Genomic DNA, 16,873 nt, shown 5'->3' with positions numbered 1-16,873 from the left:
CTGGCGGCTGTGCTCGGGGCAACGATCACCACGGGTACACTGGCGGCTGTGCTCGGGGCAACGATCACCACGGGTACGCTGGCAGCAGTGTCAGGAGCAACAATTACCGCAGGTACACTTACTGCGATTCTCGGAGCAACGATCACGGGAGGAACAGTAGCCATATCAAGTGGCACGGTGGCCCTGTCAGGCGGAACAGTGGCGATATCTGGAGGAACAGTAGCAGTCTCCGGAGCAACAATCACAGGCGGAACATTGGGAGCGTTGCTAGGGGCGACGATCACGACAGGTACGCTGGCTGCCGTGCTCGGAGCAACGATTACAACGGGTACGTTGGCAGCAGTGTCAGGAGCAACAATCACAGCAGGTACCCTGACTGCAATCCTTGGAGCAACGATCACGGGAGGAACAGTAGCCATATCAAGTGGCACAGTGGCTCTGTCCGGAGGAACAGTAGCAATTTCTGGGGGAACGGTAGCAGTGTCGGGAGCGACCATCACAGGCGGAACATTGGGAGCGTTGCTCGGAGCAACGATAACAACAGGTACGCTGGCAGCAGTGTCGGGAGCGACGATCACAGCGGGTACGTTGACTGCGATTCTTGGAGCAACGATTACGACAGGTACGTTGGCGGCCGTGCTCGGAGCGACGATCACGACAGGAACGTTGGCAGCCGTGTCAGGGGCAACAATTACCGCAGGTACTCTGACTGCAATCCTTGGAGCAACGATCACAGGAGGAACAGTAGCCATATCAAGCGGCACGGTGGCTCTGTTAGGAGGAACAGTCGCGATATCTGGAGGGACGGTAGCGGTGTCGGGAGCGACAATCACAGGTGGAACGTTGGGAGCACTGCTCGGAGCGACAATCACGACAGGTACGCTGGCGGCTGTGCTCGGAGCGACGATAACAACGGGTACGCTGGCAGCCGTGTTAGGAGCGACGATCACGACAGGTACGTTAGCTGCACTGCTCGGAGCAACAATTACAGCAGGTACGCTTACCAGTGTGATCTCAATTTCACAGAAGAGCTTCCAAGAACAGTCGACGACTAATATAGTAACAACAAACACCTATACCCCTATACTGCCTGTAACAACTAGCAACTACGGCACTTATTCCTTTTATGTCTACAACAGGGGACCAGGCGGCAATAACGCTGATGCGATTGTTGAAATCAGTGCTAACGGCTCGAACTGGTACACCGATGTATCGACAGATACAGGAATTGCGGTTGGTTCGGTAGATGTGCTTGTTCCACAGAGATTTTTGAAGTATACGAGGTTATCCGCTCGCTCGAGCTCTTCAGGAAATCCGACGACGGTTGATGTGTATTTCAATGGTCAAGGAACTTAGATGGGAGGTTTGACTATGCTTCTCGGCGTTCACGTCATAGTCAGAGACGAGGCCGATGTATTAGGGCGCTGCTTAAGCAGCGTCCAAGGGATTGCGGATGAGATTATTGTCGCTGACACGGGTTCGACGGATCAGTCGGCGGCGATTGCCGCCGGCTTTGGCGCTAAAGTAATCGAAGTGCCATGGCAGGACGATTTTGCAGCTGTGCGAAACAGACTGCTTGACGAGGCAAGCACGCAATGGATATTGGTACTAGATGCAGATGAATGGCTGTCAGGAGGAGAGGCGCTGCTTCTGCGGCAAGAGCTTGAAGAAGCAGCCTTATCTATTTCGGCATTTAAACTTGCGATGGAGCATGTAATTGACGATACGGATCATCAGAATGTGGTGCGGAGCGAAGCAGTCCGATTATTCCGCAACAGACAAAGTTTTAAATATACGGGAGAAATACATGAGCAGCTTACTAACGAAACAAAGGAAGTTGATGGCCCTCTGCTGACTGCTTCCTTTATTCTTTTACACGATGGTTATAAACCTTCCGTCCTTCAACGTAAAAAGAAAACGGAAAGGAACTTGCGGATCATTACCAGGCAGCTGTCCCAGCGGCCGGATGATCCTTTTTGTCTATACAACTACGCCGTTGCATTATGCCAGTCTGGCCAGCTTGCAGAAGCGCTTGACGCTTTCCGTCAGTCCCTTGCATCGACATCAGTAAAGGCGCCTTATCGGCCGACGCTCATTCGGGATTATGCCAAAACTTTGCTTGCTACCGGTAAAGCGGATGAAGCGGGACAGTTGCTGCGAAGTGAAACGCTAGGCTACAGGGATTATGCAGAGCTTCATTTGCTATATGGTGAAAGTCTCGTTGCGCTCCACCTGCTCTCAGATGCTGAAGCTGCCTTTAAAGCGGCAATTGCAGCTGGCGAAACAGGCCGTTACGTATCTTTGGCAGGATCATCCGGCTACCGGGCACATACCGCACTCGGAGAAATTTATTTGCGTTTAGGTCACCGTTCAGAAGCGAATTATCATTTGAAAATAGCGCTGGAGCAAGCTCCCCTCTGGGAGCCAGCCCTTAAGGGCATGGCTCTATGGCTTCACGAAGACGGTGTGCCGGACTCCGCTCTGGCAGATCGGTTAGGGGAGTGGGTGGAGCCTGGCCAGACTAAACTTGTTGCTCGAGTGCTGGTCGGCATTGGCGCTTATTCGGATGCTTTGCTTTTATGGCAGTCGGTCCTTAATGAAGAGTGGACGGTGCGGGATAAGGTGCTGTATAGCGAGTGCCTTATCGGTATTCAACGATATTCTGAAGCAAGCCAGCTGTTGGAGGAATTGGTTGTTCAGCAGAATCCGGCCTATTCAGAAGAGCTTGGGATTGCAGTCGTCGATTGGATGCTTTGCCTTTGGACGGAGGAACGGCGAATGCCGGTTCAAGGCTGGAGCCAGCTTCATCTGCTTATGGGAAAACCCCAGCTGGAATGGACAAAAGAGCTCGATTTGCTTTTGACGTCAAAAAGGCGTGGGTACCCCGCATCTCTTGCAAATGCCCGCAACTTGGAGGCAGCGCGTATTTTTATGGATCGGGCCATTGGGCACGGCATGCTGCCGTTGGCGCAGCGTTTTGTCAAGCGTCTCCGCGGGTTGGATGCTTCCTTTGAGACGTCCCTATACGATAACGGATATATGGCCGCATCGGCCGAGCTCATGCTTCAAAGCTATGGGGCAAAAGGCAGACTGGGAGCGGAGCAGGCTTACCGCTTAGGCGAGCTGCTTTACCGTAAAAGACTGTTTCAAGAAGCGCTGCCGCTCATGGAGCAGGCTGCTGAAGCTGAAGGATCGGCAATCGCTGATCGTGCGCAGTTAGGGGTCGCATCGGTCTGCTTGCAGCTGGCACTGGAATCGCTTCAGCCTGAGGAGTACGGTGGAGGCCGCAGCTGGGATGGCGGCTGGCCGGAGCAGGACAGGGAACGAATTACGGAGGCATTGAGGCTGACGGAAGCACTTGGCTGGCTAACGAACTGGAACGGACTGCAAAGGAGGCGCGCAGGTGGAGATGCGTCGGAAGCTAATTTCCTTATGCATGATCGTTAAGGATGAAGAAGCGTTTTTGGCGGATTGTCTGGAGAGCGTAAAAGGCATTGCAGATGAAATTATTATCGTAGATACGGGTTCGACCGATCGTACGACTGAGATTGCGGCTCGGTACGGGGCAGTGATCGTTCACTATGAGTGGGATCATGACTTCGCAAAAGCGCGAAATGCGGGTTTGGATCGGGCTAAGGGAGAATGGATTCTTTTTCTGGATGCCGATGAGCGGCTGGATGCGGCCACGAAAGGGCAATTGCTCGATCTCATAAAGGACAAAAGCCTCTCGGCGATGCTGCTGCAAATTTGGAACATTGTCGGGGACGGCGAAGGGCAAGGAGCGACGATCCATCCCGTGCTTCGCATGTTCCGCAACGATAAGTTTATCCGCTTCGAGGGACGAATTCACGAGCAGATTGCGCCGTCGATTTTGCGGAAATTTCCAGGTGCAAGATTTCATTTGACGGATGCTATTATTCATCATTATGGCTACAAGCATCAGGTGGTGGAATCGAAAGGAAAGCTCAAGCGCAACATGGAGCTGTTAAAGCTGGCTATTGCCGAGGAACCGGAAAATAGTTTTCATCGCTATAACATTGGCGTAGAGCATTTGCGTGTAGGGGAGCCGGAGGAGGCTTTGGCTGCTTTTCGACTGGTACGCAATTCTCCCGATTTCGAACTATTAAATTATGCGCATCTGGTCAATAAATACGAGGCGTTAAGCCTGCAATTGTTAGGCCGATGGCAGGAGGCTGCGGATTCCGCTACGGAAGCTACGGTTCGTTTTCCGACTTATACGGATATGTGGCATTACAAATCGCTAGCGCATGCCCAATTGGCGCAGCTGCCGGAAGCTCGTGCCGCTGCGGAGCGGGCGATAGAGCTGGGTGTGTCGCCGCCTCAGTATCATACGGAAGATGGGATGGGTACTTTTCGGACGGCATATTTATTGGGACGTTTATGCGAAGCGCTGCAGGATGATCAGGCCGTTATTCGTTACTACGTGTTGGCGCTCAGGATGAAATCCAGTCTGCTGCCGCCATTATTCCGTCTATGCGCTTATTATCGCTCTAGCGGCCGCTCATCAGCGATAGGCGCTATTCTTGTTTCCAAGCTGCATTGTCCAGACGAGCGGTCGATCATGAAGGTAGCGGGCGTGATGAACGCTTCCGGCTGCGGCCAAGCGGCGTTATCCTGGCTGGAATGGCATGCTTCCACGGAAAAGGATTCAACCCTCAAGCAGTCGCTAACCGATCTCCTCGTTCGATTTCGCAGTGGAGATCATAGCGCGCTCCCTTTCGGAGAAAGGCTGTCCGCTGCTAACGAGCAAGAAGGCGGGGAGGCCAGAGAACAGCGGGTTAGCTCAAAAAGCTGGCGCGACCTTGCGGATGCAAGGCTGGATCTTTTCCAGAAGAGCAGGAGAACCGCATTGGAGCAAAGAGCGATAACGGCTATTCGGATTCAATTGCCTTTTTATGAAGGCTGGTAGTGAATGTATGGAGGCAAGGAGGAGCTGGATAAAATGGATCATCCGCTAGGCAAGCTGCCTATTTCGTTGTGCATGATTGTAAGGGATGAGGAAGAACTTCTAGCGCAATGTCTTCGCTCCGCCTTGCCTTATATATCGGAAATTGTCGTTGTGGATACCGGATCGGTGGATGGCACGGCTGCAATCGCAGCACAGTTTGGGGCAAAGCTTATTCAAACGGAATGGATTGACGATTTCGCGGCAGTCCGGAATGTGGCTCTGGCTCATGCTGTGCATCCGTGGCTGCTGGTGCTCGACGCTGATGAAGGGCTGGAGCCGTTGGCGATGGAGCAATGGCACCGCCTTTTGCATGATGAAACGAGGCAGGGCTACTATGTCCAACTTGTGAGCAGCATAGGCTCGGCGGCGATAGATGTGCTTCAAGATCGTGCGGGGCCGATGAATGTAGTGAAGGATCTGGTTTGCCGGTTGTTTCGCAATGATCCGCGTATCCGATTCACAGGGGCTATTCATGAGGAGTCTGTGACGGCGATAGAGAGCGCTTTTGGAGCGAATGCGATCGGTCTAGCCCCCATTGTGGTGCTGCATGAAGGGTACCGTGAGGAGCGGCTGCGCCAACGGGGAAAAAGAGAACGGAATGCGCGAATTATTGAAGCCGCATTAGACAGAAATCCGGGAGATCCTATGCTTCGCTATGCCCGCGGTACGGAGTTTTTTACGTATGGCGAATGGGAGAGCGCCGCTGCATGGCTGGAGCCATTAGCGGCGCAACTCCCGCAAGATTGCGGGTACGCTTCTGATGTTTTCTTGAAGTTAAGTCACGCGCTTCGCGTGTCTGGCCGATTACAGGATGCCGAGCACTGGGCCGAGAAGGGCTGGCGTGTATTCGGGTATGCAGATTTTCCGGATTTGTACGAAGCCCAAGCAGCAGCGCTGCTGGAGCAGGATCGTTCGGAGGAGGCCAAGCAGGCGTATGACAGGGCGTTAGCGGTTGGACCGGCACCCATTCATTATACTTCAGCACCGGGAGCGGGCACGTATCGGACGCTTTGCTCGGCAGGATTCGCAGCGGAGAGGCAATACGGGTGGTGGGAAGCAGCCGATTGCTATAAAGAAGCACTTCGCATCGATCCGGGTTACAGCCCGGCATGGGAACGGCTGATTATGCTGGGAGCATTGAATGAGCAGTTCCGTCCGCATTGGAAGGAAGCGATAGAATGGTTGTTGCATCGTCGGTTAAGAGAGGAGCAACAACTTGGACGGGAGCAGGGAACCTTTGATAGCGGAGAGAGCGGGCTGGGTATAGAAGAATGGCTGTGGCGTTTCGCAGATGCGGGCCTGGAACTGGATGCTGATATCAGTTTGCTAGTAATAGATCAGTTGGGCGATAGAGCGGCATTTTGGCACGGTTTGCTGCTCGTACAGCAAGGGGATACGGAAGCAGGTCGAGGTCATTGGGTGCAGTATGCGCAGCAGCTTGTTGATGAGCCGAAGCGGCGGCAGATAGAGGCCTATTTGGCTGCGCTGCGGCTGCGTAACGATAGGGAGAGCGATCAAGCGGGAACAGCAGAGCACGCTGGCGATGCACAGCGTGCTGCCTCTGCCGCCGGGCTGGCTCCGGCGGCTTTCGCGCGGACGCTGCTGCACGTCCGCGCCTGGCCCGCGTGGCAGGCGCTGCTCGCCGCCGCGCCTGCGCATGAAGCGGCGGCGGCGCACTCGCTCCCGCCGCTGCAGTGGTGCGCGCTGCTGGGCGCGAAAGCGTCCGCGCCCGGCAGCGCCTATGCGGCGCAGCTGCTTCGCGCCGCTGCGCCAGTGCCTGCGGCGCCCGCGCTGCTCGCAGCGGGCGCTGTTGCCGCAGCCGCGGGCGATTGGCCCGCCGCGGCGGAGCGGTTTGCGGCCGCGCGAGCCAGCGGGCCGCGGCCATGGCTGGCGCGAGCCGCTGGTAGCGGGCTCGCGGCTGCCTACGCCGCTTATGCCCGACGAGCGGCGATTCCATCCCTATCCGGGGAAGCGGGTATCGCCCCGCCTTCAGCCCCGCGGTTAAAAGCGTACGCGAACGAGCAGCTCGCTGCAGCCCTTGCTCCGCTAACCTGCCCTTCGCCGCTAATATCGGAGAGAGAATTGCTCCTTCGCATCAGTTCTGCTCTATACAGTCTTTAAATAATAGGGAGGGTACTTGTACCCCTCCTATTTCGTGCTGTCCGGCAATTCGCCATATCATTCGTGTAATTTCCGGCGATTTTGTGTATGATAGGAAGATAATATTTTCGTGGGAAAGGTTGATCGCCGTGGAAAACACAGTGGAGAATAAGACATCATCCTCTAACTTTATTAAAAACATCGTCGCCGAAGATTTGAAGGAAGGCCGCGTGCAGGAAATTGCAACCCGCTTTCCTCCGGAACCGAACGGCTACTTGCATATTGGACATGCCAAATCGATCTGTCTGAACTTTGAGCTTGCCGATGATTTCAAGGGCAGAACGAACCTTCGCTTTGATGATACGAATCCGGCTAAGGAAGACACAGAGTACGTGGAGTCGATTCAAGAGGATGTTCGCTGGCTCGGTTTTGATTGGGAGGAGCTCCGCTTTGCTTCTGATTATTTCGAGGAGCTGTACGATCGTGCTGTCCTGTTGATCAAAAAAGGCAAAGCCTACGTCTGTGACCTGAGCGCTGAGCAAATGCGCGAAACGCGCGGTACGTTGACGCAGCCTGGCCAAGACAGTCCGTACCGGAGCCGCAGCGTAGAGGAGAATCTTGATCTGTTCGCACGGATGCGCGCAGGTGAATTCCCGGACGGGGCGAAGGTGCTCCGCGCCAAAATCGATATGGCTTCGCCGAATATCAACCTTCGCGACCCTGTGCTGTACCGCATTTCTCATGCGCATCATCACCGGACCGGAGACGCTTGGTGCATCTATCCGATGTACGATTATGCGCACCCGATCAGCGATGCGATCGAAGGCATTACGCATTCCATCTGTACGCTGGAATTTGCCGACCACCGTCCGCTCTATGACTGGGCTATCGCTGAGTGCGAGATGGACGCGGTTCCGCATCAATACGAGTTTGCGCGCCTGAATGTCACTAACACGGTGATGAGCAAAAGAAAGCTGAAGCTGCTTGTCGACGAGAATGTAGTCGACGGCTGGGATGATCCGCGGATGCCGACGATCAGCGGTTTGCGCCGCAAAGGCTTTACGCCGGAATCGATCCGGGCGTTCTGCCGCGAGATTGGCGTAGCCAAAGCATACAGCATCGTGGATGAGCGGATGCTGGAGCATTTTATCCGTGAGGACTTGAAGCTGAAGGCGCTTCGTACGATGGCTGTGCTGCAGCCGTTGAAGGTTGTCATTACGAACTATCCGGAAGGGCAAACCGAGCTGCTTGAAGCGGAAAACAATGCCGAGAACGAAGAAATGGGCAAGCGCCAAATTCCGTTTTCCCGTGAGATCTATATTGAGCAAGATGACTTTATGGAGAATCCGCCGGCTAAATACTTCCGTCTGTTCCCTGGCAACGAAGTTCGCCTGAAGCATGCCTACTTCATTACGTGCCAAGAAGTGATCAAGGATGAGGCAGGCAATGTAGTTGAACTGCGCTGCACTTATGATCCAGAGACGAAAAGCGGCAGCGGCTTTAATGCCCGTAAAGTAAAAGGAACGATTCACTGGGTCGAAGCTTCGCAAGCAGTGCCGGCCGACTTCCGTCTGTTTGAGCCGCTCATTACGAATGAAGCGGAAGAAGAAGACAAGCCGTTTCTCGAGTGCATCAATCCGAACAGCCAAGTGGTGCAAAGCGGCTTCGTCGAGCCGAACATGAAAGGAATTGCGGGCGGCGAGAAGTTCCAATTCTTCCGTCATGGCTACTTCAATGTTGATCCGAAGGATTCAACGGGGGACAAACTTGTGTTCAACCGGATCGTATCGATGAAAAGCTCGTTTGATCCATCAAAAGCATAATCGCTCGTATACATTCGTTTACAGCACCTCCCGGCTTGATTGCCGGGAGGTTTTTTGTTATGCCGTTGCCCTTTTTGCTATGCCGTTGCCCTTTTTACCCTATGTTGTTGCCGGTTGCGGCTGGACGCATGGTTGATAAATCAGATTCTGTTGTAAAAAGAAGGATTTTGAGGGAATTTGCAGAAGGTAGTTCGTATGGGAAACTTCAGAACCGTTTTCAAGTGGGGTATTATTGGTTTGTTGTTCGCGGGGGCGTGCCTAATAGCAACGAAACCTGGGGATAGTCAGTATGAGAAGTGGCTGGCTGCTAAACACGGGATCGTCTGCTGGAATGATCCGATGCTGCTGACGGTTTGCAAGAAAGACGGGGAACCGATTGAATGGCGCAGTAAAGGCGTAACAACGGGAGTCTTTACACTAAAAGTCAGAGATCGTTATACGACTGACGATAGGACTTACGAGATTCATACGATAGGATTGTTCGGCAGCTTTATCGATTTTTCGGTCATAAAGGGAGATGGCAGCGGCGTATAGTAAAAGCAGCCCAGCCATTTTGCCCGAATAGCAATAGCAATTACTACACTGCAAAAAGCGAGCTGATTGTACAGTGGTAGTTGTTCGGGAGAGCGGTCTGCATGGGCTATAGAACGCGCCGCTTATGTTTGATGAGGGGAGTCAGAGAAGCCGATGTTTGCTGCGTTTCAATTATCGGTTCGCTTTGTGCTGGAGCTGGTGTTGTTTATCGGCTTGGCCTATTGGGGATTCCAGATTGAGGGGAGTGTGCTGCTGCAGATCGTTGCTGGACTGGGACTTCCCGCGGTGGCGGCTTTTGTATGGGGCAAACTGTTATCGCCAAAGCGAACAGTTAAGTTGGATCTTGCTTGGCGTCTTCTAATCGAATTCGCTTTAATGGGCGCTGCTTTTGTTTGTTATTATGATTTGGGCTATCATGGCTTTGCTATTTTTTTCGGCATTGTGCAGGTGGTGAATCGTACGTGCATCGCCATTTGGGATATTCAAGATTGGCCGGTGCGGGCAAAAAAATGACGGATAATGATAGAGGAGGAATAGGATGAATGCAGGTTTCTGGATTCGACTTGGCGCGGCTTTGTTGGACGGTTTGATTATCGGTCTGCCGCTTGGCTTGCTTACTATGGCTTTGCTGGGCCGAACAGGCGGTGAAAATCTCGCGAATCTTATTGGTTTTCTTTATTCGTTGCTGCTTCCTGTTTTTTGGAATGGCTTCACCATTGGCAAAAAGGCTTGTGGCGTGCAGATCCGTAAGCTAGACGGCTCCGCTCCGACGATCGGCACGATGCTGCTGAGGCAATTGGTTGGAGGGCTTGTCTATGGTGTTACTTTTGGCATTTGTGCTATCGTTAGCGCCTTTATGGTCGGATTGCGGGAAGATAAACGCGCCATTCATGACTTTATTGCTGGCACCGAGGTTGTTTACGCCGATTAGCGTGTGGTGTGTATCCCCACTTAGAAAAGAACGCCGCCAACGCTGAGAGGCGTGGCGGCGTTCTTTTGTGTGCAAACAAAATGCAAAAGTGCATTTTGATAGTGCGAAAAGAGGGTGTTTTGGTGTCTCAAAATGTAAAAATACATTTTGAATTGCTCATTTCGCTGCAAAAGGCCGATAACAGCCGATTCCACCTGCACTTTTACATTTTGAAGGTGGAAATCGGCCATTTTTCGCTAATTCAACTGCACTTTTACATTTTGATAGCAGTAGCCAGCCCATTTCCGCCTAATTCAGGACCGCTGGCGTGTGACATCGCACCGGTGCCAGAAGGCACACAGTGTGGTTATTTCACTTGCTACTTTAAATGTGTGGTTGGAGTTTTCGTGGCGATTGAGCCGACAGAGCGGACAAAATGCTAAAGGCTGGCCTGGTTTGATAAGTGCCGCACGGGAAGCCTAAATCCCCGCCGCTGCGTACACTTTGTCGAAGCCGGCTTTAGAGCGCTGCACGAGCTCCTCCGGCGATCCTTGCGGCGCTTCCGCGGCCAGAATCTCCTGCGTGACCGCGCCTTTGTAGCCGATTCGATTCAGCGCGGCTAGGAAGCCTGCGAGATCGATGACGCCTTCGCCCGGATAGAGGCGGCCGTTGTCCAGCACTTCCGCAACAGGTACAGCTGGCGCGTCGTTAATGTGCACGTGGACGATCTGCTCCGGACGGAGCGCCTCGATGTCCGCAATGCTGTGCTCATTTGTGTACCAATGGAACGAGTCGAATAGCAAGCCGACGTTGCTCTCGCCAATGGTGTCGATCCAGTCGAGCGTTTCGGCGAGTGTCCAGATGAACGGATTGGCCCAGTTGGTGCGCAGATGATGCGGACCAACGAATTCGAGTCCAAGCCGGATGCCATACGCGCCAAGAATTTGCGCGCATAGCCGGAGACGCCGCGTTGCCAGCGCCATGAAGTGGGCAGCGTTCTGATCCGTTGACGGAAGCACATAGGTGCAGCAGCTCGTGCAGCCAAGCGCTGCGGCTGCTTCCGCAGCCGGCGCAAGATGCTTCAGGCTGGAGCGGAACTCTTCTTCCGTCGTCCGCCATTCGACGGGCAAGCCGATGGAGCCGATGACGATGCCCTTTTCTTCCAGCTGCGCGCGTGCTTGCTCCAAGCCGTGGCGTGCGATGAGACCGCCCGCATCGATGTCAACCGCTTGAAAGCCATAGCGTGAAGCGAGCTCGATTAACTGCTCGTCACTTTGCAAATTGCCGAGCCCGGCATGAGATAATCCTCTAAGCATATTAGTTGCCTCCTCCTTGGCTGGACCAGTCCAGCTTGACTTCGCTGCCTGTCCGCGAAGATTCGTAAATCGCGTCCAGAATCAGATTGTTGGTATAGCCCGTCAATGCAGATGTAATCGGCTGCTTGCCCTCGCGGATGCAGTCCAGGAAATGACGGCTCAGACGCAGCCGTTCTCCTTCATCATTATCCTGTTTGATGATATCGGTATCGATTGCCCGGTCGAACTTCTCCGTCAGCAGCTTGCCTTTATCACCTCGATAGGAGGCGCCGCCCTCGCTGCCCATTAAGTGGATAAACGGCGTATTGTCCGTGTCCATATGAACCGCCCAGCTTACTTCGAGCGACAGCGTGCTGCCGTCTTCCATCTTGATGAGCGATGTAGCCAAATCCTCTACGTCATACTCCCCTTCCCAGTTCGGTTTGCCCCAAGTGCCGATGCCTTTCCGGTTAGGACCAAACTCCGCATAAGTGGAGCCGTAGACGGATACCGGCTTTGGATTGCCCATCAAGTAAAGCGCAAGATCGAGCATATGAACACCAATATCGATTAGCGGACCGCCGCCCGATTGGTCCATGCGAGTGAACCAAGTACCCCAGCCTGGAATGCCTTTACGGCGGTACCAGCCAGTTTTGGCCGTATAAATCCGTCCCAGCTCGCCGCGGTCGATCTGCTCCTTAATTTGCATCGGAATGGACTCCCAGCGCATTTGATGAGCGACCATCACAACCTTATCTGAAGCCTCGCTGGCGCGCAAAATGCTGCGGGCCGCTTCGCTGTTAATGCCCATCGGCTTTTCCAGCAGGACATGCTTGCCTGATTCGATAGCCTGTACCGCGAGCGGGGCGTGGAACTGATTCGGTACACCGATAATGACGGCATCGATATCATCGCGAGCGATCAGTTCTTCCGGTGATGCTGCTACGACGGGAATAGAGAACTGCTTTGCCCGTTCTTGCGCGAGCGGCAAGTACGCATCGGTAATAGCGGCGATTTCACATTGTTCTGCCAGTTTTGAGAATTCAGTCGCATGGACGCTGCCAATGTTGCCGGCGCCGATAATGCCGATTCTGATTTTTCCTTTATTGCTCATAGGGCTCATCCTCCAATGAAGTATGCATTCGCATGAAGCGTATGCAGCAGTTGTATGGTTTCAATCCTTATCGTTCCGCTTACGCTCTCTATGGTAAAATAAACGGTACGAGAAAGAATGCTTGTTTTTCGATAAAAGTCTCTATTTTTCGGAGGAGGCTCCAAACTGTGACTTATTTTCCCGACTATTTGAAAACGTATCCAAATATGCATACCTCATCTCCGCTTCATATTAGCCTGAACCGCCTGGATAACGGCTTTCGTCCGCATAAACATGATTTTTTGGAGTTTTCTTATGTCATATCCGGAAGCGGTGCGGAACGGGTGAACGGAGATCAGCATGTAATGAAGCCCGGCACGTTTACCTTCGTCTTACCCTATCAGGTACATCAGCTGTTCACCGATCCTGGTGAATCGCTCATGCTCTATAATTGTATGTTCAGTATGGATTTGCTGATGGAATCGGCCAAGGAAGATGGACTGCTCGGTCTGATCGACGCGTTCGAACTGCCATCGTTCTTGCAGCTGAGCGGAGAACAGAATGCGCGGATGCTAGGGCTAATCGAGGAATTGTTCCGGGAGTATAGCGGAAACGAGCCTTGGCGGAAAACGATGCTGCAAGTCAAACTGAAGGAAATACTAATTGCCTTTGACCGGCTGCGTCTCGAAGCCGCGCAGGCAACTATTCCCATTAAACCTACCCAGCGCAAAAACGTCTGGCCGATTATTTCCTACATTCATGCGAACTATCAGGATGATCTGACGCTTTCTGATTTGTCAGCCGCATTCGCAATGAGCGTCTCCCGCATCAGTGAAGTGATTAAAGAAACGACGGGACAAAATTTTGTCCATCTGCTGCATGATCTGAGGCTCCGCCATGCTTGCGGTTTGCTCGTATCGACGGATATGAGCGTTGCGGAGATCGCGCTTGAGGTCGGTTACGGCTCCTACAAAACCTTCTCCCGTATCTTTCATGAGAAGAAAGGCGTCGTACCCAAGGATTACCGCAAGCAGAAGCCGGTGGGCGAGTTCGTACCCTAATCGATGATCCCGGCGAAAAGGTTCATCCTAGAAACGAGTCTCCATTGTTCATGCTTAAACGGAACGGACTAAAAAAGGACCTCGCTTCTATCGATAATGGGCAGCGGGGTCCTTCTTCTAATTATAGGGATGCAATAAGCAATCCGCTCTATTGAGCGGTCCAGCCGCCATCCACGACCAGAAGCGTGCCGGTGACAAGATTGGAGGCCGGAGAAGCCAGATAGATAACTGCACCTGCCACATCGTCGATTGAACCGATGCGACCCGCAGGAATCCGGGCCAATACTCCATCTCTGAATGCTATCTCATCCAGCTTTTCAGCTGTGCCTGGCGTATAAATAAAGGTGGGTCCAACCGCGTTGATATTAACGCCTCTGCTGGACCATTCCAGCGCGAGCACCTTCGTCAACTGATTGACGCCGCCTTTGGAGGCGCAATAGGCGACACCCTCCGGAATGCCGACGATGCTCACTTGCGAGCTGACATTGACGATTTTTCCGCTGCCTTGCGCCAGCATGATACGTCCGGCTGCCTGGCAGCAGAAAAATACGCCCTTCAAGTTGACGTCAAGCATATCGTCCCAGTATTCCTCCGTCACATCCTCTGCCAGCATGCCTTCGCCTAGCCCCGCATTGTTCACCAGTATATCGAGCCGTCCGAAGTGCTGTGCTACTTGCTCGAACACGCTGCGAATCTGGCTGATGTTTCGCACGTCCAGCTCATAGGCTTTCGCCTCGCCGCCTGCAGCGGCAATTTCTTCAACCAACGCGTCAAGCGATTCCTTCCGGCGTGCCGTTACCGCCACAATGGCTCCCACAGCGGCCATCGCTTTAGCCAATCCGAAGCCAATGCCTTTACTGGCACCGGTTACGATGGCGATTTTTCCTTGAATGCTGAAATCAGGCATCGATGTACCTTCCCTTCCTCTGTTTCGCTTTGTTCAATAGTTTACCATAGGCTGTATCATTTGGCTGTTGCGTCCAGCTCCTATGAGCTGTGATCCGCCCCTCGTTTACTGCCTTTTCCCGCTTTCACCCCTAAATCCGAAAAATGATGCCCTCAATACGAAATCTCAAGCCTTACCGCCCAAGAGGGGACAATCTACAATAAAAGTATAGAGATTGCAAAGGCTTTCATTTTGATTCACAACAGCGTGGAGGTAATGATTTTGAAGACACAACTTAATCCGGCGCCCGTTTCCTTGACTGACCGGGATACGAAGGCGGAAAGAAGGAAATGGTTCAAGCGGCTGTACAGCCAAAGGCATATTCAAATTATGGCCCTCCTTGGCGTCGCATGGATGATTATTTTCAACTACGTTCCAATGTATGGCGTAATTATCGCATTTAAAGAGTTCAACATCGTTAAATCCATAAGCGAAGCACCTTGGGTAGGCTTCACGCATTTCAAAGACTTTTTCCAAGATGAGAGCTTTATGGATGTCATGCGAAATACGCTTGGCATTAGTCTCATTAAACTGGCGATCGGATTCCCGCTGCCTATCATATTTGCTTTGTTTCTGAATGAAGTCCGTTCCGTTGGCTTCAAGAAGGCGATTCAGACGATTTCCTATCTGCCTCACTTTTTGTCGTGGGTAATCCTCGGCGGCATTCTGACAACTTGGCTTGCCGATGTCGGGATCATCAACAATGTGCTGATGGCGCTTCATCTCATCAAGGAGCCGATTTCTTATTTGGCGGAACCTAGCTACTTCTGGAGCATTATTATTACCTCCGACATTTGGAAGGAGCTCGGCTGGTCGGCAATCATTTATTTGGCGGCTATCGCCAGCGTATCGCCGGAGCTTTATGAAGCGGCGACGATCGACGGCGCAGGCCGTTTTCAGAAAATGTGGTACGTAACGCTTCCGAGCATTAAGGCAACGATCTCCATTTTGTTCATTCTGGCTGTGAGCGGCGTGCTGAACTCCAACTTTGACCAAATTCTCGTGCTTCGCAACTCGCTTAACGAGAGCGCGAGCAACGTCATCGATATTTATGTGTTTCAGACGGGGATGCAGCAAGGACGTTACTCCTATGCAACGGCAGTGGGATTGTTCAAATCCGCGATTGCTTTGATCTTGCTTCTGCTTGCCAACCGTGTCACGAAAAAAATGAATGATACATCGCTGTTCTAGAAAAGGAGGTCGTTTGACCATGTTTAGTATTAAGCGCAAAACAAAGGGAGAAGCATTATTCGACCTCTTCAATAATTTCGGCATGCTGCTGATCTGTTTCGCCACCATGTACCCGATCTGGTACGTGCTGGTGAACGCCTTCAACGAAGGCCAGGACGGCATGCGCGGCGGCATCTACTGGTGGCCGCGGGTATTCAGCTTCGAGAGCTTCACAGCTGTATTCCAGAGCAGCGGCATTATGGGCGCTATGGGCATTACGATTGCCAAGACGCTGCTCGGCACCGTGCTTCACGTCTTTTTCACCGCTATGGTCGCTTACGCGTTTTCCCGCAAAGGCTTGATTGGCGGCAAAATTTACATCTTATTCGGTACGGTGACGCTGTTCTTCGGAGGCGGCCTGATCCCTATCTACCTGTTGATGAGGGATTTGCACTTGCTGGACAATTTTCTCGTGTATATCATTCCAGCGATGTTCAGCTTCTTCGATCTGATCATCTTCATGACCTTCTTCCGGGATATTCCTGACGGGCTGGAGGAAGCGGCTAAGATCGATGGAGCCAACGACTGGTCGATCTTTCTCAAGGTTATTCTGCCCGTGTCAATGCCGGTTATCGCGACGATTGCGTTGTTCCATGGGGTCTATCAGTGGAATGACTACTTCGCCGGCGTGATCTATATGAACAATATGGACCTGCAGCCGATTCAGACGTATCTGTACCGCGTCGTGGCCCAATCCAGCTCGAACCAGATGCTTGCGGCTATTCCGGGCGGCATCGGCAAATCGGTCACTTCGCAGTCGATCAAGCTGGCTACGATGGTCGTCACGACACTTCCAATCGTCCTTGTCTATCCGTTCCTGCAGAAGTACTTCGTTAAAGGGATGATGATCGGTTCGATTAAAGGCTAACCTAAGGCAATACCTGCGGCTCTATGAATAGAGCAACAGATTGC

At 52.8% G+C, this 16,873-nt stretch carries 15 protein-coding genes; 12 read left to right on the top strand and 3 right to left on the bottom strand.

Annotated features, from left to right (window positions below):
* From IEX98_RS29300 to IEX98_RS24655, 9 genes are all read left to right on the top strand, one after another.
* Positions 1–1,356, top strand: a 1,356-nt coding sequence (locus tag IEX98_RS29300; RefSeq protein WP_229692370.1) for a DUF6385 domain-containing protein, incomplete at its 5' end; no start/stop codon positions are given.
* A 15-nt stretch (positions 1,357–1,371) separates the two neighbouring features.
* Positions 1,372–3,447 carry a tetratricopeptide repeat-containing glycosyltransferase family 2 protein gene (locus tag IEX98_RS24690; RefSeq protein ID WP_188892363.1) on the top strand — a complete coding sequence of 692 codons (2,076 nt, stop codon included), beginning with the start codon at positions 1,372–1,374 and terminating at the stop codon, positions 3,445–3,447.
* On the top strand, positions 3,410–4,930 hold the full coding sequence (locus IEX98_RS24685; protein WP_229692372.1) for a tetratricopeptide repeat-containing glycosyltransferase family 2 protein: 1,521 nt from the start codon (positions 3,410–3,412) through the stop codon (positions 4,928–4,930). Before IEX98_RS24690 ends, IEX98_RS24685 begins: the two co-directional genes overlap by 38 nt.
* Before the next feature lie 3 nt (positions 4,931–4,933).
* Entirely contained in the window at positions 4,934–7,090 is a 2,157-nt protein-coding gene (locus IEX98_RS24680; RefSeq protein WP_188892361.1) for a tetratricopeptide repeat-containing glycosyltransferase family 2 protein, read from the top strand.
* A 140-nt stretch (positions 7,091–7,230) separates the two neighbouring features.
* Entirely contained in the window at positions 7,231–8,892 is a 1,662-nt protein-coding gene (locus tag IEX98_RS24675) for a glutamine--tRNA ligase/YqeY domain fusion protein (RefSeq protein WP_188892368.1), read from the top strand.
* A gap of 195 nt (positions 8,893–9,087) precedes the next feature.
* Positions 9,088–9,426: a hypothetical protein gene (locus tag IEX98_RS24670; protein WP_188892360.1), complete on the top strand. Its 339-nt coding sequence runs from the start codon at positions 9,088–9,090 to the stop codon at positions 9,424–9,426.
* A 153-nt stretch (positions 9,427–9,579) separates the two neighbouring features.
* Complete coding sequence (locus IEX98_RS24665) at positions 9,580–9,939, top strand: YrdB family protein (RefSeq protein WP_188892359.1); 360 nt, start codon at positions 9,580–9,582, stop codon at positions 9,937–9,939.
* Between the two features lie 25 nt (positions 9,940–9,964).
* Positions 9,965–10,357 carry an RDD family protein gene (locus IEX98_RS24660; protein ID WP_188892358.1) on the top strand — a complete coding sequence of 131 codons (393 nt, stop codon included), beginning with the start codon at positions 9,965–9,967 and terminating at the stop codon, positions 10,355–10,357.
* A 122-nt stretch (positions 10,358–10,479) separates the two neighbouring features.
* Positions 10,480–10,779, top strand: a complete 300-nt coding sequence (locus IEX98_RS24655; protein WP_188892357.1) for a hypothetical protein — start codon at positions 10,480–10,482, stop codon at positions 10,777–10,779.
* Between the two features lie 36 nt (positions 10,780–10,815).
* Here IEX98_RS24655 and IEX98_RS24650 read toward each other — a convergent pair whose 3' ends face one another.
* The gene (locus tag IEX98_RS24650; protein ID WP_188892356.1) at positions 10,816–11,652 is read right to left on the bottom strand and encodes a sugar phosphate isomerase/epimerase family protein; all 837 of its coding nucleotides are present in this window, start codon (positions 11,650–11,652) and stop codon (positions 10,816–10,818) included.
* Position 11,653: 1 nt separating this feature from the next.
* Positions 11,654–12,745: a Gfo/Idh/MocA family protein gene (locus tag IEX98_RS24645; RefSeq protein ID WP_188892355.1), complete on the bottom strand. Its 1,092-nt coding sequence runs from the start codon at positions 12,743–12,745 to the stop codon at positions 11,654–11,656.
* Positions 12,746–12,912: 167 nt separating this feature from the next.
* Between IEX98_RS24645 and IEX98_RS24640 the strand changes: the two genes are divergently transcribed.
* Positions 12,913–13,785, top strand: coding sequence for an AraC family transcriptional regulator (locus IEX98_RS24640; protein WP_188892354.1), 873 nt, complete (start codon positions 12,913–12,915; stop codon positions 13,783–13,785).
* A gap of 148 nt (positions 13,786–13,933) precedes the next feature.
* Here IEX98_RS24640 and IEX98_RS24635 read toward each other — a convergent pair whose 3' ends face one another.
* Entirely contained in the window at positions 13,934–14,692 is a 759-nt protein-coding gene (locus IEX98_RS24635) for an SDR family NAD(P)-dependent oxidoreductase (RefSeq protein ID WP_188892353.1), read from the bottom strand.
* Between the two features lie 255 nt (positions 14,693–14,947).
* Here IEX98_RS24635 and IEX98_RS24630 point away from each other — a divergent pair, with 255 nt between their 5' ends.
* Positions 14,948–15,922 (top strand): ABC transporter permease, encoded by a 975-nt coding sequence (locus IEX98_RS24630; RefSeq protein ID WP_188892352.1) that lies wholly within the window; start codon positions 14,948–14,950, stop codon positions 15,920–15,922.
* A gap of 19 nt (positions 15,923–15,941) precedes the next feature.
* On the top strand, positions 15,942–16,829 hold the full coding sequence (locus IEX98_RS24625; protein ID WP_188892351.1) for a carbohydrate ABC transporter permease: 888 nt from the start codon (positions 15,942–15,944) through the stop codon (positions 16,827–16,829).
* Positions 16,830–16,873 lie beyond the last annotated feature (44 nt).

The sequence above is a fragment of the Paenibacillus radicis (ex Gao et al. 2016) genome, from assembly GCF_014641555.1.
Taxonomy (GTDB): Bacteria; Bacillota; Bacilli; order Paenibacillales; family Paenibacillaceae; genus Pristimantibacillus; species Pristimantibacillus radicis.
Note: the sequence above shows the minus strand (reverse complement) of the source record. Positions and strands in the feature narration are given on the sequence as shown.